Source organism: Blastomonas aquatica (assembly GCF_014639875.1).
Taxonomy (GTDB): Bacteria; Pseudomonadota; Alphaproteobacteria; order Sphingomonadales; family Sphingomonadaceae; genus Blastomonas; species Blastomonas aquatica.
Window position 1 is genome coordinate 488,752 of the sequence record NZ_BMGD01000003.1, and the last position, 20,009, is coordinate 508,760.

Below are 20,009 nucleotides of genomic sequence, written 5' to 3' on the forward strand. Positions count from 1 at the left end.
ACCCCTGCATCATCCGCCGCAATCAATCAACCAGTCTTTCAGCCCAGCAGGCCGAACGACGCCAGATCGTTAACGGTCACGAACACCATCAAAGCCAGCACTGCCGCCAGCCCTGATCGAAATGCCCATTCCATGACCTTGGGATTGACCGGCTTGCGCCGAATTCCCTCGATCGCATAGAAAAGCAAATGTCCGCCATCGAGCATCGGGATTGGCAGCAGGTTGATGAACCCTAAGTTAATTGAGATCAGCGCGATGAAGAAGATGAAGTCGTCTGGTCCCGCGGCCAGCTGTTCACCCGAGACCTGCGCGATCTTGAGCGGCCCTCCAAGCTCGGACACCGACCGGCGCCCGGTGATCACCTGGCCCAGCGTCGCGACCATCAATTTCACGATTTCCCCGGTGCGCTGGACTGCCACGACCGGTGCCTCGATCAGCGAAACATCGCGGATGATCGGCTTGGCCGACATGATGCCCAGCCGCCCGATGCGGTATTCGTTGCCGAAGCGGTCTTTCTGGACTTCGACGCCGATATCGAAGCTAAACTCGCGCGAGGTGCCATCACGGTCCGCGCGGACCGTGATGCGCTCGCCGGGACGGTGGGCAATCTTGCGACCGACCTCGTCGAACCATTCGACCGCCTCGCCATCGATCGAGGTGATCTTGTCCCCGGGCAACAGACCCGCCTCGGCAGCGGCAGAGGAGGGGACCAGATCTGCGATCACCGTCGGCGTCACGCTCTTGCCATAGGCGAAGGCGAACCCGGCGAGGATCAGAATGGCGAACAGGAAGTTGATGGCAGGGCCTGCAAACACGATCAGCGCGCGCTGAAGCAGCGACTTCGACTGGAAGGTGCGGTTGCGCTCATCGGCGGGGAGCGATTGCCATTCCGGGTCGGCGCGACTGGCCGGATCCATGTCGCCAGCGAACTGAACATAGCCGCCCAGCGGCAGCATGCCCAGCTTCCAGCGCGTTCCGCGCTTGTCGGTCCATCCGGCGATTTCTCGGCCAAAACCGATCGAGAACGATTCCGCCTTCACTCCGAACCAGCGCCCGACCAGATAATGGCCCATCTCATGAACGAAGACGAGGGGACCCAATACCAGCAGAAAGGCGAGTACGGTCAGCAGAAATCCTGGATTTTCGCTCAATTTCGGTCCTTGGTCGATATCGCGACTGCAGCCATCGCGCGCGCTTCACGGTCAATTGCCAGCACATCCTGCAGGGATTGCGGCGCAGACGGGATATAGCCTGCCAGAACGTCGGATACAATTGCGGCAATATCGAGAAACCCGATACGACCCTCCAGGAACGCGGCAACCGCGATCTCGTTTGCCGCATTGAGGATCGCAGGAGCGCTGCCGCCTGCCGCAATCGCTGCGCGGCAGATGCCGGGGCCGGGGAAGCGTTCGGTATCGAGCGGCTCGAACGTCAGCTGGCCGATGGTCGCCAGATCGAGCGGGGTACATTGCGTTGCAATCCGCTGCGGCCAGGCTAGCGCGCTGGCAATCGGGATCTTCATGTCGGGCGCACCCAGCTGCGCGAGCGTCGAGCGGTCGCGATACTCGACCATCGAATGGATCACCGACTGGGGGTGGACCAGGATACGGATGGCATCGAGCCCGACCGGAAACAGATGGTGCGCCTCGATCAGCTCGAGCCCCTTGTTGAACATCGTCGCGCTATCGACCGAAATTTTCGCGCCCATCGACCAGTTGGGGTGCGCGACGGCCTGGTCGGGGCGGGCCGCCCGCATCTGCTCGGTCGTCCAGGTGCGGAAAGGGCCACCGCTCGCGGTCAGCGTAATGCTTTCGACCTCGTCAATGTTACCGCCGGCAAGGCACTGGAAAATCGCGTTATGTTCCGAATCAACCGGGAGCAGGGTGGCGCCGCTGGAGCGCGCTGCCTCGATCATCAGGGCGCCTGCAGAAACCAGAGCCTCCTTGTTTGCGAGCGCAACGCTTCGTCCGCGCAGCAGGCTGCGCATAATCGGCGCAAGGCCAGCGCAGCCGACGATCGCGGCCATCGTCCAGTCCGCGTCGATGTCTGCCGCATCGAGGAGCGCCTGCGCACCGGACCAGGCCTGGGTGTTGGTACCCTGCAGCGCGTCGGCGAGTGCATCATGCTGTGCTGCATCGCTGATTACCGCGACTTCGGCGGAGAACTCACGCGCGAGTTTTGCAAGCCCCGAAGCATCGCTGTGCGCGGTCAGCGCGACCACGCGATAGGCGGAAGGATTGAGCCGGACGAGATCGAGCGTCGAGGTGCCGACCGATCCGGTGGCGCCGAAGATGCTGATGCTGCGCGGGGGCGGGGAAGGGGGCGGCACGGTGCGGCCGGATGAGAGCATGTTGGGTCGCGACATAAGAGGGCTACCCTAGCGCCCAAAATGCGTTGGCTGCAACCAGCAGTGCGACGACCGGAGCGACCGGCACCAGGCCGTCAACCCGGTCCAGTATGCCGCCATGGCCGGGGATTAGCGTGCCCGAATCTTTGACGCCTGCCTGCCGCTTCATCCAGCTTTCGAGAAAATCGCCGATTTGCGCGATGATTGCCAAGGGCGCACTGGCCAGCACCAGCACATAAGGCAGGTCGAATTGTGTGCGCATGAACAGCGCAAAGCCGAATGCAGCGATCATGCCGCCGGCAAGCCCGGCCCAAGTCTTGCTGGGGCTGATCGATGGCGCGATCTTGGGGCCGCCAATGCCGCGCCCGGCAAAATACGCGCCGACATCGGTCGCCCAAACCGTCGCCATCGTCCAGAAGGCCAGCATCAGGCCGTTGTCCTGCTGGCGCAGATACAGCAGCGCCATGACGGGAAGCGCGCAATAGAACACACCCCAGGCGAGCCGAAAGCTGCGATCGATCGTCGCGATGAAGAAGGCGCCGCCGATGATGAAGCCGAACGACAGGAACCCGGGACCATCGGCGAACGGCGACAGCATCGACAGCGAAGCCATCAGCGCCAGCATCGACAGCCGTCTGCGGTCGAGCCGCCCGACCAACGTGGCCCATTCGTGCTGCATCGTCAACGCGCCTGCCATCAGCAGGAGCCAAAAGGCAACACCGCCGAGCCAGAGCGCCACCGCGGCGATTGCGACAAGCACAATCCCCGACGCCGTGCGTACCGCCAGATCATTGCCGAAGAGCGAGCGCCGGACGGGTTCAGCGGCCACCAAAACGCCTCTCGCGTGAGGAAAATGCTTCCAGCGCAGCCTTCAGCGCTGCCCCATCGAAGTCAGGCCACAATATGTCGGTGAAATAAAGTTCAGAATATGCTGCCTGCCAAAGCAGGAAGTTGCTCAAGCGCTGCTCGCCCGATGTGCGGATCAGCAAATCCAGGGGCGGCATGTCCGCGGTATCAAGCGCTGCATCGATATGCGTGATCTGGATTTCCGCAGGATCGATCTCACCCGTGGCAGCCGAACGCGCCAGCGTCTGCACCGCACGCAGCAGTTCATCCTGCGCACCATAATTGAGCGCGATCGCCAGCGTGGTGCCGCTGTTGTGCGCGGTGCGATTCACGACATCGTCGATCATCTCGACCAGATCGGGCGCGAGCGCCTTGTAGTTGCCGATGATCTTGAGCCGGACATCGTTGGCAATGAATTCATCGACATCGGCGCGAATGAAATGCCGCAACAACCCCATGAGATCGGCGACCTCATCCTCGGGTCGCTTCCAGTTTTCGGAGGAAAACGCATACAGGGTCAATGCTTCGAGCCCCAGGTCGCGCGCGGCGCGCACCGTCGCCCGCACTGCCTCGACGCCCTGTTTGTGCCCGATGAACCGCGGAACGCCGCGCTTGCTTGCCCAGCGGCCATTGCCATCCATGATGATCGCGGCATGGCGTACGCCATGGTCGAGCGCGCCACCGGCATGCAGATGGGCCGCAGCCTCCTGCGCGGTTTTGGATAGCTTGGGGCCGGAGCGAAAGATCACTGACCCAGGATTTCCTTTTCCTTGTGCGTAGCGGCCGCGTCGGCCTGGGCAATAATATCGTCGGTCAGCTTCTGCACTTCGGTCTCGAGACGCTTGCGCTCGTCCTCACTGATCGCGCCCTTCTTCTCGTCGGTCTTGAGCGAATCCATCCCGTCGCGGCGGACGTTGCGGATCGCGATGCGGGCTTTTTCTGCATACTGCCCAGCCAGCTTGGCGAGTTCCTTGCGGCGCTCTTCGGTCAGATCGGGGATCGGCAGGCGCAGCGTCTGGCCGTCCATGATCGGGTTGAGGCCAAGTCCCGCCGAGCGGATTGCCTTGTCGGCCGGACCGACGTTCGTCTTGTCCCACACCTGCACTGACAGCATCCGAGGCTCTGGCGCAGAGACGGTCGCGATCTGGGTCAGCGGCATATGCGAGCCATAAACCTCGACGGTCACCGGATCGAGCAGCGCCACGTTGGCGCGGCCGGTCCGAAGGCCGGAAAGATCGCCCTTGAGCGATTCGACAGCGCCGTTCATCCGGCGCTCAAGGTCTTTCTTGTCAAACTGTGCCACAGGTTCAGTCCTTCTGATGTACGGTGGTGGCCGTGCCCTGACCGCTCAGCACACGGGCAAGATTGCCCTGTTCGCGGATCGAAAACACGACGATGGGGATGGAATTGTCGCGGCACAGCGCCACGGCGCTGGCGTCCATGACCTTCAGATTGTCTTGCAACACCCGGTCATAACTCAATGTATCATAACGCACGGCGTTGGGGTCCAGCTTGGGATCGGCGTTGTAGACGCCATCAACGCTGGTGCCCTTGAGCAGCGCATCGCACTTCATTTCGGCAGCACGCAGCGCTGCGCCGGAATCGGTGGTAAAATAAGGCGCGCCCACACCTGCAGCGAAGATGACCACGCGGCCCTTTTCCAGGTGCCGCTGCGCCCTCCTGCGGATCACCGGCTCACACACCTTGTCCATCTCGATCGCGGATTGGACGCGGGTGGGAACGCCAAGCTGCTCCAGCGCGCTCTGCATCGCCAGCGCGTTCATCACGGTGGCAAGCATGCCCATATAGTCTGCCTGCGCCCGGTCCATCCCCTGCGCGGCGCCTGCCATGCCGCGGAAGATGTTGCCGCCGCCGATCACCAGGCAGATTTCAAGCCCGGTGTCCTGCGCCGCCTTCACCTCGCCTGCCATGCGGGTCACGGTCGCCGGATCGATGCCGTACTGGCCATCACCCATCAAGGCTTCCCCCGACAACTTCAAGAGGATGCGGCGATAGGAGGCGATGGTCATGATTTTTCCGGTGATGAAGGCTGATCGGGCAGCCAGGCTGCCAGGCGTCGCGCACCATAGTCAGTGCATTCGTAGCTGCCAAGCATGTTCCACGTTGGCGCAACTGTTTCAATCCCTTGCCTGCCCCAGAGGCAAGCGCCGGACGCAAAAACGGCGGGCCGCCGTAAATGACCACCCGCCGCTCTTTGATACCGTGGGGAAGGTCTTACAGACCTGCCGCCGCTGCAACTTCTGCTGCAAAGTCGGTTTCTTCCTTCTCGATGCCTTCGCCGAGCTGGAAGCGGACATAGTCCTTGAGGGTGATCTTGCCGCCGGCATCCTTGGCGGCCTTGGCCACCACGTCTGCGATCGCGGTCTTGTTGTCGATCACGAACAGCTGGCTGAGCAGCGCGTTTTCCTTTGCGAACTTGGCGATCGCGCCATCGACCATCTTGGCCTGCACTTCGGCGGGCTTGCCGCTTTCGGCTGCCTTTTCCTCGGCGATCTTGCGTTCGCGCACGATCATTTCGGCATCCAGGCCGTCGGCGTTCAGCGCCAGCGGGAAGGCAGCGGCAATGTGCATGCCGATCTGCTTGCCCAGGGGCTCCAGGATGTCTGCCGACACATCGCCTTCGAGCGCGACCAGCACGCCGATCTTGCCGAGGTTCGGCGCGACGGCATTGTGCATGTAGGAAACAACAGCACCTTCGCTGACCGAGACGGTCTTGATGCGACGGATCGACTGGTTCTCACCGATGGTGGCGATCGAGTTGGTCAGCTTTTCGCCGACGGTTTCGCCATCGGGATAGGGAGCGGCCTTGAGCGCTTCGACATCATCACCGGTGGTCATCGCGACCGAAGTTACCTTGCGGACAAAATCCTGGAACTGTTCGTTCTTTGCGACGAAATCGGTTTCGCTGTTCACTTCGACGGCGATGCCCTTGAGGCCCTGGACTTCGATGCCGACGAGACCTTCAGCGGCGGTGCGGCTCGACTTCTTTTGAGCGGTGGCGAGGCCCTTGGCGCGCAGCGCATCGACAGCGGCTTCGATATCGCCATCGGCTTCGGTCAGCGCCTTCTTGGCGTCCATCATGCCGGCGCCGGTGCGCTCGCGCAGTTCCTTAACATTAGCAGCGGTGATAACGGCCATGTTCATGTTCCTTGTCTTGAAATGTAACTGCAGGGGCCACAGGTGCGGGCCAGTGCCCGGCCCGTAGCCCCTGCATGTGTCAGTTTTGCGAAGCGGCCGGACGAGCGATCACTCGCCCAGACGCATCAGGCAGCCCGATCAAGCAGCAGGCGCTGCTTCACCAGTGGCTTCCGGGGTCGCATCGGCGCCAGCTTCAGCGGCAAAGTCAGCAGCCGAAACTTCAGGCTCGGCCGGCGCTTCTTCAAGTGCAGCTTCTGCCGGGGGTTCGGACATCGCACCGACGTCACGGCCCGAGTCCACGACCGCGCCGGTGCGGCCCTTGGTGGCAGCAGCGGCGATGGCATCGCAGTACAGACGCACTGCGCGCGCCGCATCATCATTGGCGGGAACCGGGAAGGCGATGCCCTGCGGATCGACGTTCGAATCGAGGATCGCGATCACCGGAATGCCAAGCACGTTGGCTTCCTTGATGGCGAGATCTTCCTTGTTGGCGTCGATCACGAACATCACGTCGGGGATGCCGCCCATGTCGCGGATGCCACCGAGCGAAAGTTCCAGCTTGTCGCGTTCGCGGGTCAGCTGAAGCACTTCCTTCTTGGTGAAGCCCGAGGTGTCACCGGCGAGCTGCTCTTCAAGCGTCTTGAGACGCTTGATCGAACCCGAGATGGTCTTCCAGTTGGTGAGCATGCCGCCCAGCCAGCGGTGGTTGACGAAATGCTGGCCGCTGGCGCGGGCTGCATCGGCGATCGGCGACTGCGCCTGGCGCTTTGTGCCGACGAACAGAACCTTGCCGCCAGCCTGGACGGTGGCCGAGACGAACTCGAGAGCGCGCGCGAACAGCGGCACGGTCTGCGACAGGTCGAGGATGTGGATGCCGTTGCGCGCGCCGAAGATATACGGCTTCATGCGCGGGTTCCAACGGTGGGTCTGGTGGCCAAAGTGCGCGCCAGCTTCGATCAATTGCTGCATCGAGACGACAGGTGCCGCCATAAGCTTATTCCTTTCCGGTTGTGCCTCTGGAAAACGGGAACCTGTGGTTTGGCTCTCAAAGAGCCAGGCAGGCACCGGTATGTGTGTTTTCCATGTGGATTGAATGCGGCAATGCACCGCAGACGAGCGCGCCTTTAAGCGGGGTGGTGTGCAAAATCCAGCATTTTATGGCGCGCGAGGCGATTTTCCTGCTTGACGATTCGGAACAGGAATGGAACAAAGTGCAAACAAAGACGGTTAACGAGCAGGCCAGGCGGCCCGGATGGAACCTGAATTTGTCCACAACGTTATCCACAATGTTCCGCAATGCACGCGCTTTAGCGGAAGACGCCGAGGAAAAGTTGCCATGCTTGCCATCATCACCGCCCTGTTTTTCGCTGGTGCCACCGTATTTGCCGTGCTGACGATCAGCAAATCGTTTGCCGGATCGGCCGAGCGGATCGACGCGCTGTTTGCACAGTATCGTGCACTTGGGGATGATCGGATCGTTACCGGACGCATGCATCCTGTCGTGCGGTTCACACCTGCACCAGCGCCGAATTACATGCCGCGCAATATCGTGGTGTTGCCTGTGCGCGCCGCCCCGTCGGGGCAGATCACCCCTGCTGACTGGCGCGCTGCCGCTTAATTTTGGCGTACGAACGGATGCCTAAGGGGATCAGCCCGAGATAAACGATGCTGATCGCGCTCAACGTGATCCATGGCATCGTCAACAATGACGCTGCGATCAATGCGAACAGAGCCAGTGCTTCGAGCCTGATGTTCTTGCGAAGCCTCAACGACGACCAGCTGAATGTCGCGACGTTCGATATCATCAGGAAGGCGATCAGCAGCACCCAGGGACCGATGACCGTATAGTGGCGCAATTCCTCGATACCGGTTTCCATCCAGAGATAAAGTGGCAGCATCGCAAGGCCAGCGCCTGCAGGTGCGGGTACACCGGTCATATAGCCTGCGGATTTATGCGGCTGATCTTCGAGATCGATCTGCGCATTGAACCGTGCCAGGCGCAGCGCGCAGCAGACGGCAAGCGACAGCGCGATGAGCCAGCCGAACCGGGGGAGCTCGTTGAGTGACCAAAGAAACAGCACCAGTGCCGGCGAAACGCCAAACGCGATCGAATCCGCCAGCGAGTCCAGTTCAGCGCCAAAGCGGCTTTGTGCCTTGAGCAGCCGGGCGACGCGGCCATCGATGCCATCCAATACGCCGGCAACGACAATGGCAGTTGCAGCCAAGGGCCACTGTCCTTCGAGTGCAAACCGGATCCCGGTGAGGCCGCAGCACAAAGCGGTGGCGGTGATGGCGTTGGGGACCATCGCGCGCAAAGTCAGTCCCTCGCGCAGGCGCAGACGCTTCCCGGCCAAATAACGGATCGGGCCGCGCCGTCCGCGCCGTTCCAGCGGATCAGGGTCGGTCATGGTATGCTATCCCGGGGTTGCGCCTGAAGGCGGAGGGTTAAGAGGGCAGGGGCGCGGCGCATCAGTGCGAAATGCCCTCGCGGATCGGCTCTTCGCCTAGAACCGCGATGATGGTTTCGCCAGCGACGACCCGTTGGCCCTTGACCACCGCGGGCGCCGTGCCGTGGGGCAGATAGACATCGACGCGGCTGCCGAAGCGGATCAGCCCAACCCGCTGGCCGACAGCGACAAAATCACCTTCCTTGATGAACGGCACGATGCGCCGCGCAACCAAGCCTGCGATCTGCGTCATGCCGACCCGGGCTCCATCGCTGCGTTCGACCATGATGTGCTGGCGTTCGTTCTCTTCGCTCGCCTTGTCGAGATCGGCGTTCAGGAATTTGCCGGAGATGTAGACGATCCGGCGGATCGTTCCACCGATCGGTGCGCGGTTGATGTGAACGTCGAACACGCTCATGAATATCGAGACACGGTACAAAGGCTCGTAGCCAAGGCCGTCCATTCCAGCCAGTTCGGCAGGTGGGGGTGCCAACTGGATCAGTGTGACCAGGCCATCCGCCGGTGCCACCAGCAATCTCTCGTCCAGCGGGGTTACCCTTGCTGGATCACGAAAGAAAGCGAGGATCCACAGCGTGACCCCGCCCATCGGCCAGGCAAGCGTTTCCCACGCCATCAACGCGAAAAGGAGAGTGACGGCGGCGGCGATAACGGCGAATTTGCGGCCTTCGGGGTGTACCGGCGGCATGCTCCAGCTCGCCAGGCCCTTGCCCCGGTTATCCAGTAATTCTTGCGACATAATCGGTCTCTTAGGGGCTGCAGGCGGGTGTGACAACGTCCAAAGCCTGCGGCCCGCCGCGAATGTCGCTGCAGTGCAGCATAAACAGGGCCATAACAGCTCATCGGCGCATCCTGAGCGACACGGTTGAAACATGGGCGGACTTTGCTAAGAGCGACGCAACTTAACGATTCCTCCCTAGCAAGAAGGCGCAAATCCCGCATGGCCAAGATAAAAGTAGCCAAGCCCGTTGTCGAACTCGACGGCGACGAAATGACCCGGATCATCTGGGAGTGGATCCGCGAGCGTCTGATCCTGCCCTATCTCGATATCGATCTGAAATACTACGATCTGTCGATCCAGAAGCGCGATGAGACCAACGACAAGATCACCGTCGATGCATCGAACGCGATCCGCGAGCATGGTGTCGGCGTCAAGTGCGCGACGATCACCCCCGACGAACAGCGCGTCGAGGAGTTCGATCTCAAGAAGATGTGGAAGTCGCCCAACGGCACCATCCGCAACATCCTGGGCGGCGTCGTGTTCCGTGAGCCGATCGTGATTTCGAACGTCCCGCGTCTGGTTCCCGGCTGGACCGACCCGATCGTGGTCGGCCGTCATGCTTTCGGTGACCAGTACAAGGCTACCGATTTCCGCGTACCCGGCCCCGGCAAGCTGCGGCTGGTGTTCGAAGGTGAAGATGGCACCCGGATCGACGAAGAAGTGTTCCAGTTCCCGTCCTCGGGCGTCGCGATGGCGATGTACAATCTCGACGATTCGATCGCCGACTTTGCCCGCGCCTCGATGAACTATGGCCTCGATCGCGGATGGCCGACGTACCTGTCGACCAAGAACACCATCCTCAAGGCCTATGACGGCCGCTTCAAGGACATCTTCGAAGAGGTCTTCCAGGCTGAATTCAAGGATAAGTTCGACGCCGCCGGCATCACTTATCAGCATCGTTTGATCGATGACATGGTCGCATCGGCGTTGAAATGGTCGGGCAAGTTCGTCTGGGCGTGCAAGAACTATGACGGCGACGTCCAGTCGGACACCGTCGCGCAGGGCTTTGGCTCGCTTGGTCTGATGACCTCGGTGCTGATGACCCCCGATGGCAAGACCGTCGAGGCCGAAGCGGCGCACGGCACGGTCACGCGCCACTTCCGCATGCACGAACAGGGCAAGGCGACCTCGACCAACCCGATCGCATCGATCTTCGCGTGGACCCGCGGCCTGATCTATCGCGGTCGCTTCGATGAAACACCTGAAGTGATCCGCTTTGCCGAAACGCTCGAGCGCGTCTGCATCGAGACCGTGGAAAGCGGTGCGATGACCAAGGATCTGGCGATCCTGATCGGCCCCGATCAGGCCTGGATGACCACCGAGCAGTTCTTCGAAGCCATCCGGCAGAACCTCGAAAAGGAAATGGGTAGCTGGGCGTGACCCGCTGATGGGACAGGGCAGCAAGGCACGGCTCGAGGTACGGCAGGCCCGGCGAGGCGATATTCCAGGAATATCGCAGCTCGTCGAGCGCGCTTATCCGAGCCTGCCGCCGTACAAGTTTGGCGAGCTGCGCGGGCAGATCAACAACTTCCCCCAAGGCCAGTTTGTCGCCATCCTCGATGGTGAGATCGTCGGCTATTGCGCCTCGTCGCGGGTGACAGAGGCGATGGCGTTCACCCAGCACGACTGGGAAGAGATCAGCGGCAACGGCTTTGGTACCCGCCATGTTCCCACCGGCGAGTGGCTGTACGGCTATGAAATGTGCGTCGACCCGGCGCAGCGCGGCGTGCGCATCGGAAAACGGCTTTACGAAGCGCGGCGGGCGCTCGCCGAACTGCTCGATCTCAACGGCATCGTGTTTGCCGGTCGTATTCCTGGGTATGACAAGGCCAAGCGCGCCAAAAAGGTTGAAGGCCCGGAGGATTATCTCACCAAGGTGATCGACGGCAAATTGCGCGATCCGGTGATCGGGTTCCAGATCGCCAACGGTTTCGCGCCTGTCGGCATCCTCACGCGTTATCTGCCCGAGGACAAGCAGTCGCGCGGCCATGCGGTGCAGATGGTGTGGCGCAACCCGTATGTGAACCCCGACGAGCCACCGACGCACCGCGTTCCGCGCGGCGTCGAAAGCGTTCGCCTCGCCACGGTGCAGTTCCAGGCGCGTGCGGTCGCGAATTTCGAAGAGTTCGTCCGCAACGTCGAATATTTCGTCGATGTCGCTGCCGACTACAAAGCCGATTTCGTGCTGTTCCCCGAGATGTTCACGATGTCGCTGCTCTCCTTCGCCAAGAAGAAGATGGGGCCGCAAGAGGCGATCGAGGCGCTGAGCGAGTTTACCCCGCGGATCCGCGACGAGCTGACCCGGATGGCGATGGAATACAACATCAACATTATCGGCGGATCGCATCCCACGCGCGCCGACGATGGCGATATCCAGAACATCGCGTTGGTCGCGCTGCGCGATGGATCGATTCACGCGCAGGAAAAGATCCACCCGACGCCCAACGAGCGGTACTGGTGGAAGATCAAGGGCGGCGACAGCATTGATGCGATCCAAACCGATTGCGGTCCGATCGGCGTGCTGATCTGCTACGACAGCGAGTTTCCCGAGCTGGCGCGGCGTCTGGCGGATGAAGGCGCGCGGATCATTTTCGTGCCGTTCTGCACCGACAGCCGCGAGGCCTATATGCGCGTGCGCTATTGCTGCCAGGCGCGTGCGATCGAGAACCAGTGCTATGTCGTGATGTCGGGCAATGTCGGCAATCTGCCTGACGTCGAGAATATGGATATCCAGTATTCGCAAAGCTGTATCCTGACGCCGTGCGACCTTCCGTTTGCACGCGATGGCATCGCAGCCGAAGCCAGCGAAAACGTCGAGACGCTCACGATCAGCGACGTCAATCTCGACGATCTGAGCTGGGCGCGGAGCGAGGGCACCGTGCGCAACCTCGGCGATCGGCGCTATGACCTCTATCATATCGAATGGGACAGCGGGGTGGGACGGGGCAGCTCCGCCAAGCGCGAGCGTGCCCGGCAGGCGGCACCGGCCGGACCGCAGGGGGGCGGCGGCGGCTGATCGGCAACGGCAGCAGACAAAGCGTTGCCGATGCGCGATTAATGGCTGACAGGCGCAGCTCCATCGGTCATTACCTCAGGCATGCACAATCCGCTCGATAATCCGGTATTCAGCGACGCTCTGGTCATTCTGGGTGCCGCCGGGATCATTATCCCGGCGTTCGCGCGGTTCCGGATCACGCCTATCATCGGCTTCCTGCTGATCGGCATTCTGGTCGGGCCATCGGGGCTGGGCTCGCTGGTGGATGAATATCCCTGGCTGTATCACATCACGATCACCGATTCCGATGCGATCGAGCCTTATGCCGAGTTCGGCATCATCCTGCTCTTGTTCACCATCGGGCTCGAACTGTCGTTCAAGCGATTGTGGAGTCTGCGCAAGCTGGTGTTCGGGGTCGGCGCGGCCGAGCTGCTGCTCTCGGCGCTGATCATCGGCGCCGCGCTCAACATGGCGGGGCAGAACTCCAGCGGCGCGATCGGGCTGGGCCTGGCGCTGGCGCTATCATCGACCGCACTGGTGCTGCCGATGTCGGGAACGACGTCACCGGTAGGACGCGCGGCGCTGGCCATGCTTCTGTTCGAGGATGTTGCGATCGTCCCGATCATCTTCCTGCTCGGCGCGCTGGCACCGATGGCAGGCGCCGCCACGGGAGCCAATCTGGGGATGACGCTGCTGCTTGGCGTTGCCACGGTGGCGGCTATGCTGGTACTGGGCCGCCTGGTCTTGCCCCGCATGTTTGCGCAGGCGGCTCGCACCAAGAGCCCCGAATTGTTCCTGGCCGCCAGCCTGCTGGTCGTGATCACCGCCAGCCTTGCCACCGCCTCGGTCGGGCTGTCGCCGATCGTGGGGGCGCTGCTCGCCGGATTGATCATCGCCGAAACCGAATATCGCGGCGAGGTCGAGATTCTGATCGAGCCGTTCAAGGGCCTTGCGCTCGGGGTGTTCCTGATCACGGTGGGCATGTCGATCGACCTTCGGGTCATCGCGGCCTATTGGCAGGAGCTGGCGATTGCCGTGGTCGGCGTGCTGTTGATCAAGGCGGTGGTGATCGGATTGCTGTTGCGCGTTGCTGGTGCACGGCGCGGCACGGCTGCAGAGGCCGGCGTTCTGATGGCCAGCCCATCGGAAACCACCTTGATCGTGCTCGCCGCCGCAGTGCAGGCGCAATTGATCCAGGCATCGACCGCGCAATTCTGGCAGATTGTCACCGCAATCGGCCTGACCATTACGCCTTTGCTCGCCAAATTGGGCCATACGATGGCGCGGCATATCGAGATGCGGGCCAGCGATGCCGCGCCGATCGACCAGTCGGACATCGCCAACGATCGCACCGTGATCTTCGGCTATGGTCGGGTCGGAGAGATCATCGCCGATATGCTCAAGGCACACGAACAGCCGTTTGTCGCGGTGGAATCGAACGTTGATGTGGTGATGGGGGCGCGGCGTGCCGGTGTGCCCATTGTCTTCGGCGATGTCGCGCGGCCTGAATTGCTCGACCGGTTGCGGCTGGGCCACGCCCGCGCATTGATCCTGACGATGGACGATCCGGTGCTGGCGGTGCAGATCGTCCGCCGCGTCCACGGCTGGGTGCCGGACCTCACGATCATTGCGCGTGCGCGTGACACCGCCCATGCCGCCGAACTCTACCGCGCCGGAGCGACGCTGGCGGTGCCCGAAGCGCTCGAAAGCTCGCTGCAGCTGTCCGAGGCGCTCTTGGTCGACCTGGGTATCGCGATGGGGCATGTCATCGCCTCGATCCATGGAAAGCGCGACGAAATGCGCAAGCGGATCATGGAGGAAGGCGAGCTGGCCGAAAAGCCTGCGCTTCGGTCGGGCGAGGTTGCTGCGGGGTAGGCTTCGGGTTTGCCAGAAAAACACCCGTTTTCCGGCGAAAGCCGGAATCCAGAGCGACGTGAGTGCAGTATCGCTCCTGGACTCCGGCTTTCGCCGGAGAACGATCAAACTAGGAGGGCCACCCTTGGCCTGTAGCCACCCCTCCCGCAAGCGGTAGGGGAGAGGCGCGGTCACCCCAAAGCCGCCTGCTTTTCCTCCGCCAGCCGGTCCAGCTCGGCGCGGGTCTTCTTCTCGGAGGCTGATTTGAGCTGGCCGCATGCCGCCATGATGTCGCGGCCGCGCGGGGTGCGCACCGGCGCGCTGATGCCACCTTCGAACACGATGTTCGAAAAGCGCTTGATCTGTTCGGGGTCCGAACATTCATAGATCGCGCCGGGCCACGGGTTGAACGGGATAAGGTTCACCTTGGCGGGCAGGCCATAGCCCTTGATCAGCCGCACCAGCTCGCGCGCATCGTCGTCGCTGTCGTTCTTGTCCTTGAGCATCACATATTCGAAGGTGATCCGCCGCGCGTTGCTGGCGCCGGGATAATCGGCGCAGGCCTGCAACAGCTCCTCGAGCCCGTACTTGCGGTTGATCGGCACGATTTCGTCGCGCACTTCCTTGGTCACCGCGTGCAGAGAGACCGCGAGGTTCACGCCGATTTCTTCGCCGCAGCGCGCCATCAACGGGACGACGCCGCTGGTCGACAGCGTAATCCGCCGCTTGGAGAGCGCCAGGCCATCGCCGTCCATCACCACCTTGAGCGCATCGCGGACATTGTCGAAGTTATAGAGCGGCTCGCCCATGCCCATCATCACGATGTTGGTCAGCAAACGGCCATCAGCGGTGTACGATGCCGCGTCTTCCTCATCGTCGAGCTGGTCCATCGCGCCTTTCGGCCATTCGCCCAGCGCGTCGCGTGCGAGCATCACCTGGCCGACGATCTCGCCGGGGGTCAGGTTGCGCACCAGCCGCATCGTGCCGGTGTAGCAGAAGCGGCAGTTGAGCGTGCAGCCGACCTGGCTGGAGATGCACAACGTGCCCCGGTCGGCATCGGGGATGAAGACCATCTCGTATTCCTGCGCGTCATCGGTGCGCAGCAGCCATTTGCGGGTGCCGTCGGATGAGACCTGCGCCTCGACAATCTGGGGCCTGCCGATCACGAAGCGTTCTTCGAGCCAGGGTCGCATCTGCTTGGCGATGTCGGTCATACTGTCGAAATCGGTGACGCCGCGATGATAGATCCAGTGGAACAGCTGCTTTGAGCGCAGCTTCGCCTGCTTGGCGTCGAGCCCGGCAGACACGAGCAGCGCGCCGATGTCCTGGCGCATCAGCCCCATCAGATCGGAACGGCCGTCCTCGCGCGGCGTGATCCGGCGCGGAACGGGAACAGGGTCGATGTGGCCGGGGATTGCCATATCCATTGAAGTCTCAGTTGAGGTCTCGGTTGTCATGCGCGCCACATAGGCGTTTGGGCAGCCAAAAGCTACCGTCTGGCTGCACATCCCAAAGCGGCAGCATCGAGCGCTGTTGCGGCACCCTTGAGCGGATAGACATCGCGAATTGGTTTGCCATCCGTTCCGGTGCCCATGGCGGTCATTTCGCGCGCGGAGCGCATGGCGGCGATGATGGCGGCGTCCATGGCCTTGTCGCGCGCCCAGGCATCACCGCCGCCACCGGAGAGCGTAAACCGCCGGACACCGATCGCCAGTGTCACCGTTTCATCGTTTGCCGCGGCGCGGCTCAGGCGCAGATGGAACTGGCCGCGTACGCCGCGCCTGGGCCAATAGCCGATGCTGGCGAAGGGCCGGTACTCGCGCCTGCCGCGCACGCTATAGGGCTGGGCGATGGCATAGCACCGCGGCAGCTGCGGGTCGCGGAACGCCCCCCAGCCATCGAAGACGCCGAGGCTGTCTCGCGCTTGCAAAGGAGTAGCGGCAAACAGTGCAGCAGGCACGGCAAGCGCTGCCAGCCAGCATTTCACGCATGGCCTCCACCGGTTCCTGTGACGACGATCACTTCCCGCCCACCGGCGATCATCACCACCGACCCTTGCGGCAGCCCGGGGGCCACCGGCGCGCCGAACACCGGATGCGGCGGCAGGCCAAGCAGCACCCCGCGCAGCACCCGGCTGGAAATGCCGTGCATGATGACCAGCCGGTCGCCGGGCGTATCGGCATGCTCGGCGAGCCAATCGATCACGCGGTCGGCGATCTGCGGATAGGTCTCGCCATCAGGCGCGCATTTGAGCAGCATTTCGGGCGCTTCGATCACGGGGCCGACCTCGGCGATGACATCGGCATAGTAACGCCCGCCCCAGCTGCCCATGCCGATCTCGAGCAATCGCCGGTCGGCAGTCGCATCGTGCCAGTCGAGCGCGAGATGCTCGGTGATCACCGCGAGGGTCTGCAATGCGCGGCCACTGTCCGACGCCCACAGTGTCAGCGAAGGCCGGGGGCCAAGCACCTGTGCCAGCGCTGTACCCATCGCATCGGACTGCGCGAACCCTGCGCGGGTGAGCGGGGTGTGCAGATGGTCACCCTGCAGTCTTTTGGCCGCGTTGAACACGGTTTCCCCATGCCGTGCGATGAACAGGCGGCCGGGAACCGGAGGGCAGGAAAAACGGACAATTTGCGTCATATTGGTCCCGTTTCGGCAATAGCGTCGCATCGTGCAAGCCCGGCGTCCCATTTTCCACAGTTTAAACGGATTTGCGCGGGTATCGGCTTGCGGGAAAAGCCAATATTGTTAATGAAGTTGGTCCGGATTCTGCCAGTATGGCAGAACATGTCTTTTGGATTTGAGGCCGTCTGGTCTCGGGGGATTTTCATGAAAGCGACAATCGAACGCGCGACGCTCCTCAAGAGCCTCAGCCATGTTCAGTCGGTGGTGGAACGGCGCAACACTATCCCCATCCTGTCCAACGTGCTGATCGAGGCATCGGCCGACGGCGCGCTGCGCTTCATGGCGACCGACCTCGACCTGCAGATCGTCGAGACGATGAGCGCCTATTCGGTCGAAACCCCCGGATCGATCACGGTGTCTGCGCACACCCTGTTCGAAATTGCGCGCAAGCTTCCCGACGGCAGCCAAGTGATGCTCGATGCCGCGGACGGCAAGATGCTAGTCCGCGCCGGGCGCAGCCGCTTTACTTTGCCCACGCTGCCCCGCGATGACTTCCCGGTGATTGCCGAGGGCGAGTTGCCGACCAGTTTCGAACTGGCTGCCGCCGAACTCGTGCAGATCATCGACAAGACGCGGTTTGCGATCTCGACCGAAGAGACGCGTTATTACCTTAACGGCATCTTCCTGCATGTGGCGGACGATGACCGCCCTGTGCTCAAGGCAGCGGCGACCGACGGACACCGGCTGGCGCGGGTCACGCTCGACCGGCCCGATGGCGCCGAGGGCATGCCCGACGTGATCGTCCCGCGCAAATGTATCGGCGAACTGCGCAAGCTGCTCGACGAGCGCGGCGATGCCAAGGTGCAGATCGACCTGTCCGCCAGCAAGATCCGCTTCACCTTGGGTAGCGCGATCCTGACCTCGAAGCTAATCGACGGGACGTTTCCCGATTACAGCCGAGTCATCCCGACCGCGAACGACAAGCTCCTCAAGATAGACCCCAAGGCCTTCGCGCAGGGTGTCGATCGCGTGGCCACAATCGCCACCGAAAAGACCCGCGCGGTCAAGATGGCACTGGAAAACAACAAGATCACCCTGTCGGTGACCAGCCCCGAAAATGGCACTGCCGCCGAAGAGGTCGAAGGCGAGTATTCGAGCGACGGCTTCGAGATCGGCTTCAACGCGCGCTATCTGCTCGACATCCTGGGTGAGCTCGATGGCGATGTGATCGAACTGCACCTAGCCGACTCCAGCGCCCCGACGCTGATCCGCGAGAACGACAAGGCCAGCGCGCTGTACGTCCTGATGCCGATGCGCGTCTGAACCGATGCCCGGCGTCGGGGCCTTTGTCCTGATTGCCGTCATCGTGCTTGCACTCTTGCTGGTCTATCGGTTCGATCGGACGGGGGGGTACACTGACGCTGTTTGCGAGCCTGTTCGTGATCGTGCTGCTTGTGCTGATGCTGTTGATGGCAGGCCTGGTAGTCGCAGCTGGCGTGGCCTGAACATCCCAACCACTCGCACAGCAAAACGCCCTCCCGGTCGGACCGGAAGGGCGTTTTGCGTTAATCTCGAGCTGTCTTAGCGCTTGTCGACCGAAACATAAGGCCGCTGCGTCGGGCCGGTGTACAGCTGGCGCGGGCGGCCGATCTTCTGGCCGGGATCGGAGATCATTTCGTTCCACTGCGCGACCCAGCCGACGGTGCGCGCGAGAGCGAACAAGGCGGTGAACATCGTGGTCGGGAAGCCGATCGCCGAGAGGATGACGCCCGAATAGAAATCGACGTTGGGGAACAGCTTCTTCTCGATGAAATAGGGATCGTTGAGCGCCATTTCCTCGAGCTGGAGCGCGACTTCGAAAACGGGATCGTTGACCTTGAGCGATTCAAACACTTCGCGCACGGTCTTCTGCATCACGGTCGCGCGCGGATCGTAGTTCTTGTAGACGCGGTGACCGAAGCCCATCAGGCGGAACGGGTCGTTCTTGTCCTTGGCGCGCGCGATATAGTGCGGGATCTTGTCGGGCGTGCCGATTTCCCGCAGCATATTGAGCGCCGCTTCGTTGGCGCCGCCATGCGCCGGGCCCCACAGGCAGGCGATGCCGGCCGCGATGCATGCAAACGGATTGGCGCCCGAGGATCCTGCCAGACGAACGGTGGAGGTAGACGCGTTCTGTTCGTGATCGGCGTGCAGGATGAAGATGCGATCGAGCGCGCGCTCGACCACGGGGTTCACCTCGTATGGCTCCGCAGGAACGCCGAAGGTCATGCGCAGGAAGTTGCCGGTGTAGGACAGCGAGTTGTCGGGATAGACGAACGGCTGGCCGACCGAATATTTGTATGCGGCAGCCGCGATCGTCGGCATCTTGGCGATCAGCCGGTGGCTGGAGATGCGGCGATGCTCGGGATCGGCGATGTCGGTCGAATCATGATAGAACGCCGACAGCGCGCCGACGACACCGCACATGATCGCCATAGGGTGCGCATCGCGGCGGAAACCGCGATAGAACTGCATCAACTGCTCGTGCAGCATCGTGTGGCGGGTGATGGTGTACGAAAAGGTTTCGAGTTCTTCCTTGCTGGGCAGCTCGCCGTTCAGCATCAGGTACGAGACTTCCATGAAGCTCGATTCTTCGGCCAGTTCACCAATCGGATAACCGCGGTGGAGCAGAACGCCGTCGTCACCATCGATATAGGTCAGCGCCGAGTCGCAGCTGGCGGTCGAGGTGAAGCCAGGATCGTAGGTAAAGCATCCCGTCTCTGCATAGAGCTTGCGGATATCGATGACGTCCGGACCGATCGTGCCGGAGCGGACAGCATAATTGCTTTCCTTGTCGCCGATCTTCAATGATGCGTTGTCTGACACGGTTCGTTCTCCTCCAGGACTATATCAGGGCAGGCGGTGCTAGCGCATGCGGTGGTAGTGCGCGAAGAG

At 62.2% G+C, this 20,009-nt stretch carries 19 protein-coding genes; 5 read left to right on the forward strand and 14 right to left on the reverse strand.

Annotation, left to right across the window (positions count from 1 at the left end; genetic code table 11):
- Window positions 1-38: 38 nt before the first annotated feature.
- The 8 genes from rseP to rpsB all read right to left on the reverse strand — a co-directional run bounded on the left by rseP (window position 39) and on the right by rpsB (window position 7,342).
- Window positions 39-1,151, reverse strand: coding sequence for an RIP metalloprotease RseP (rseP, locus tag IEW00_RS10295; protein WP_188514293.1), 1,113 nt, complete (start codon window positions 1,149-1,151; stop codon window positions 39-41).
- The gene (gene dxr, locus IEW00_RS10300; protein WP_229736955.1) at window positions 1,148-2,365 is read right to left on the reverse strand and encodes a 1-deoxy-D-xylulose-5-phosphate reductoisomerase; all 1,218 of its coding nucleotides are present in this window, start codon (window positions 2,363-2,365) and stop codon (window positions 1,148-1,150) included. Before dxr ends, rseP begins: the two co-directional genes overlap by 4 nt.
- Window positions 2,366-2,372: 7 nt before the next feature.
- A complete protein-coding gene (locus tag IEW00_RS10305) occupies window positions 2,373-3,179 on the reverse strand; it encodes a phosphatidate cytidylyltransferase (protein WP_188514294.1) in 807 nt (268 codons plus the stop codon).
- Window positions 3,166-3,834, reverse strand: coding sequence for a polyprenyl diphosphate synthase (gene uppS / locus IEW00_RS10310; RefSeq protein WP_229736997.1), 669 nt, complete (start codon window positions 3,832-3,834; stop codon window positions 3,166-3,168). Before uppS ends, IEW00_RS10305 begins: the two co-directional genes overlap by 14 nt.
- A 104-nt stretch (window positions 3,835-3,938) precedes the next feature.
- Complete coding sequence (gene frr / locus IEW00_RS10315) at window positions 3,939-4,496, reverse strand: ribosome recycling factor (RefSeq protein WP_188514296.1); 558 nt, start codon at window positions 4,494-4,496, stop codon at window positions 3,939-3,941.
- A gap of 4 nt (window positions 4,497-4,500) precedes the next feature.
- Complete coding sequence (pyrH, locus tag IEW00_RS10320) at window positions 4,501-5,223, reverse strand: UMP kinase (protein ID WP_188514297.1); 723 nt, start codon at window positions 5,221-5,223, stop codon at window positions 4,501-4,503.
- A gap of 205 nt (window positions 5,224-5,428) precedes the next feature.
- Window positions 5,429-6,352, reverse strand: a complete 924-nt coding sequence (tsf, locus tag IEW00_RS10325; RefSeq protein ID WP_188514298.1) for a translation elongation factor Ts — start codon at window positions 6,350-6,352, stop codon at window positions 5,429-5,431.
- A gap of 138 nt (window positions 6,353-6,490) precedes the next feature.
- Window positions 6,491-7,342, reverse strand: a complete 852-nt coding sequence (gene rpsB, locus IEW00_RS10330) for a 30S ribosomal protein S2 (protein WP_188514299.1) — start codon at window positions 7,340-7,342, stop codon at window positions 6,491-6,493.
- A gap of 346 nt (window positions 7,343-7,688) precedes the next feature.
- On the opposite strand from rpsB, the gene IEW00_RS10335 reads away from it, so the two are divergent.
- Window positions 7,689-7,970 (forward strand): hypothetical protein, encoded by a 282-nt coding sequence (locus tag IEW00_RS10335; RefSeq protein WP_188514300.1) that lies wholly within the window; start codon window positions 7,689-7,691, stop codon window positions 7,968-7,970.
- Here IEW00_RS10335 and IEW00_RS10340 read toward each other — a convergent pair.
- Window positions 7,939-8,658: a CDP-alcohol phosphatidyltransferase family protein gene (locus IEW00_RS10340; RefSeq protein WP_229736998.1), complete on the reverse strand. Its 720-nt coding sequence runs from the start codon at window positions 8,656-8,658 to the stop codon at window positions 7,939-7,941. The genes IEW00_RS10335 and IEW00_RS10340 overlap by 32 nt on opposite strands.
- Window positions 8,659-8,821: 163 nt before the next feature.
- Window positions 8,822-9,556 (reverse strand): phosphatidylserine decarboxylase, encoded by a 735-nt coding sequence (locus IEW00_RS10345; protein ID WP_188514302.1) that lies wholly within the window; start codon window positions 9,554-9,556, stop codon window positions 8,822-8,824.
- Between the two features lie 201 nt (window positions 9,557-9,757).
- Here IEW00_RS10345 and IEW00_RS10350 point away from each other — a divergent pair, with 201 nt between their 5' ends.
- From IEW00_RS10350 to IEW00_RS10360, 3 genes are all read left to right on the forward strand, one after another.
- Window positions 9,758-10,978 carry an NADP-dependent isocitrate dehydrogenase gene (locus IEW00_RS10350; RefSeq protein WP_188514303.1) on the forward strand — a complete coding sequence of 407 codons (1,221 nt, stop codon included), beginning with the start codon at window positions 9,758-9,760 and terminating at the stop codon, window positions 10,976-10,978.
- A 7-nt stretch (window positions 10,979-10,985) separates the two neighbouring features.
- Complete coding sequence (locus IEW00_RS10355) at window positions 10,986-12,614, forward strand: carbon-nitrogen hydrolase family protein (protein WP_188514304.1); 1,629 nt, start codon at window positions 10,986-10,988, stop codon at window positions 12,612-12,614.
- An 81-nt stretch (window positions 12,615-12,695) separates the two neighbouring features.
- Entirely contained in the window at window positions 12,696-14,468 is a 1,773-nt protein-coding gene (locus IEW00_RS10360; protein ID WP_188514305.1) for a cation:proton antiporter domain-containing protein, read from the forward strand.
- Between the two features lie 170 nt (window positions 14,469-14,638).
- On the opposite strand, the gene rlmN is transcribed toward IEW00_RS10360, so the two are convergent.
- The 3 genes from rlmN to IEW00_RS10375 all read right to left on the reverse strand — a co-directional run bounded on the left by rlmN (window position 14,639) and on the right by IEW00_RS10375 (window position 17,090).
- A complete protein-coding gene (rlmN, locus tag IEW00_RS10365) occupies window positions 14,639-15,874 on the reverse strand; it encodes a dual-specificity RNA methyltransferase RlmN (RefSeq protein ID WP_229736956.1) in 1,236 nt (411 codons plus the stop codon).
- Between the two features lie 62 nt (window positions 15,875-15,936).
- On the reverse strand, window positions 15,937-16,434 hold the full coding sequence (locus IEW00_RS10370; RefSeq protein ID WP_229736957.1) for a hypothetical protein: 498 nt from the start codon (window positions 16,432-16,434) through the stop codon (window positions 15,937-15,939).
- A complete protein-coding gene (locus IEW00_RS10375; RefSeq protein WP_188514307.1) occupies window positions 16,431-17,090 on the reverse strand; it encodes a histidine phosphatase family protein in 660 nt (219 codons plus the stop codon). Before IEW00_RS10375 ends, IEW00_RS10370 begins: the two co-directional genes overlap by 4 nt.
- A 189-nt stretch (window positions 17,091-17,279) precedes the next feature.
- Between IEW00_RS10375 and dnaN the strand changes: the two genes are divergently transcribed.
- A complete protein-coding gene (dnaN, locus tag IEW00_RS10380) occupies window positions 17,280-18,398 on the forward strand; it encodes a DNA polymerase III subunit beta (RefSeq protein WP_188514308.1) in 1,119 nt (372 codons plus the stop codon).
- A gap of 258 nt (window positions 18,399-18,656) precedes the next feature.
- Here the strand turns inward: dnaN and IEW00_RS10385 are convergent, their stop codons facing one another.
- Entirely contained in the window at window positions 18,657-19,940 is a 1,284-nt protein-coding gene (locus tag IEW00_RS10385) for a citrate synthase (protein ID WP_188514309.1), read from the reverse strand.
- Window positions 19,941-20,009: the final 69 nt, after the last annotated feature.

Coding starts and splice junctions, on each gene's coding strand:
- dnaN (WP_188514308.1), top strand. CDS start 17,280: ATGAAAGCGACAATCGAACGCGCGACGCTCCTCAAGAGCCTCAGCCAT.
- tsf (WP_188514298.1), bottom strand. CDS start 6,352: ATGGCCGTTATCACCGCTGCTAATGTTAAGGAACTGCGCGAGCGCACC.
- IEW00_RS10355 (WP_188514304.1), top strand. CDS start 10,986: ATGGGACAGGGCAGCAAGGCACGGCTCGAGGTACGGCAGGCCCGGCGA.
- IEW00_RS10350 (WP_188514303.1), top strand. CDS start 9,758: ATGGCCAAGATAAAAGTAGCCAAGCCCGTTGTCGAACTCGACGGCGAC.
- IEW00_RS10360 (WP_188514305.1), top strand. CDS start 12,696: ATGCACAATCCGCTCGATAATCCGGTATTCAGCGACGCTCTGGTCATT.
- IEW00_RS10375 (WP_188514307.1), bottom strand. CDS start 17,090: ATGACGCAAATTGTCCGTTTTTCCTGCCCTCCGGTTCCCGGCCGCCTG.
- dxr (WP_229736955.1), bottom strand. CDS start 2,365: ATGTCGCGACCCAACATGCTCTCATCCGGCCGCACCGTGCCGCCCCCT.
- rpsB (WP_188514299.1), bottom strand. CDS start 7,342: ATGGCGGCACCTGTCGTCTCGATGCAGCAATTGATCGAAGCTGGCGCG.
- IEW00_RS10340 (WP_229736998.1), bottom strand. CDS start 8,658: ATGGTCCCCAACGCCATCACCGCCACCGCTTTGTGCTGCGGCCTCACC.
- IEW00_RS10335 (WP_188514300.1), top strand. CDS start 7,689: ATGCTTGCCATCATCACCGCCCTGTTTTTCGCTGGTGCCACCGTATTT.
- uppS (WP_229736997.1), bottom strand. CDS start 3,834: ATGGATGGCAATGGCCGCTGGGCAAGCAAGCGCGGCGTTCCGCGGTTC.
- IEW00_RS10345 (WP_188514302.1), bottom strand. CDS start 9,556: ATGTCGCAAGAATTACTGGATAACCGGGGCAAGGGCCTGGCGAGCTGG.
- rlmN (WP_229736956.1), bottom strand. CDS start 15,874: ATGGATATGGCAATCCCCGGCCACATCGACCCTGTTCCCGTTCCGCGC.
- pyrH (WP_188514297.1), bottom strand. CDS start 5,223: ATGACCATCGCCTCCTATCGCCGCATCCTCTTGAAGTTGTCGGGGGAA.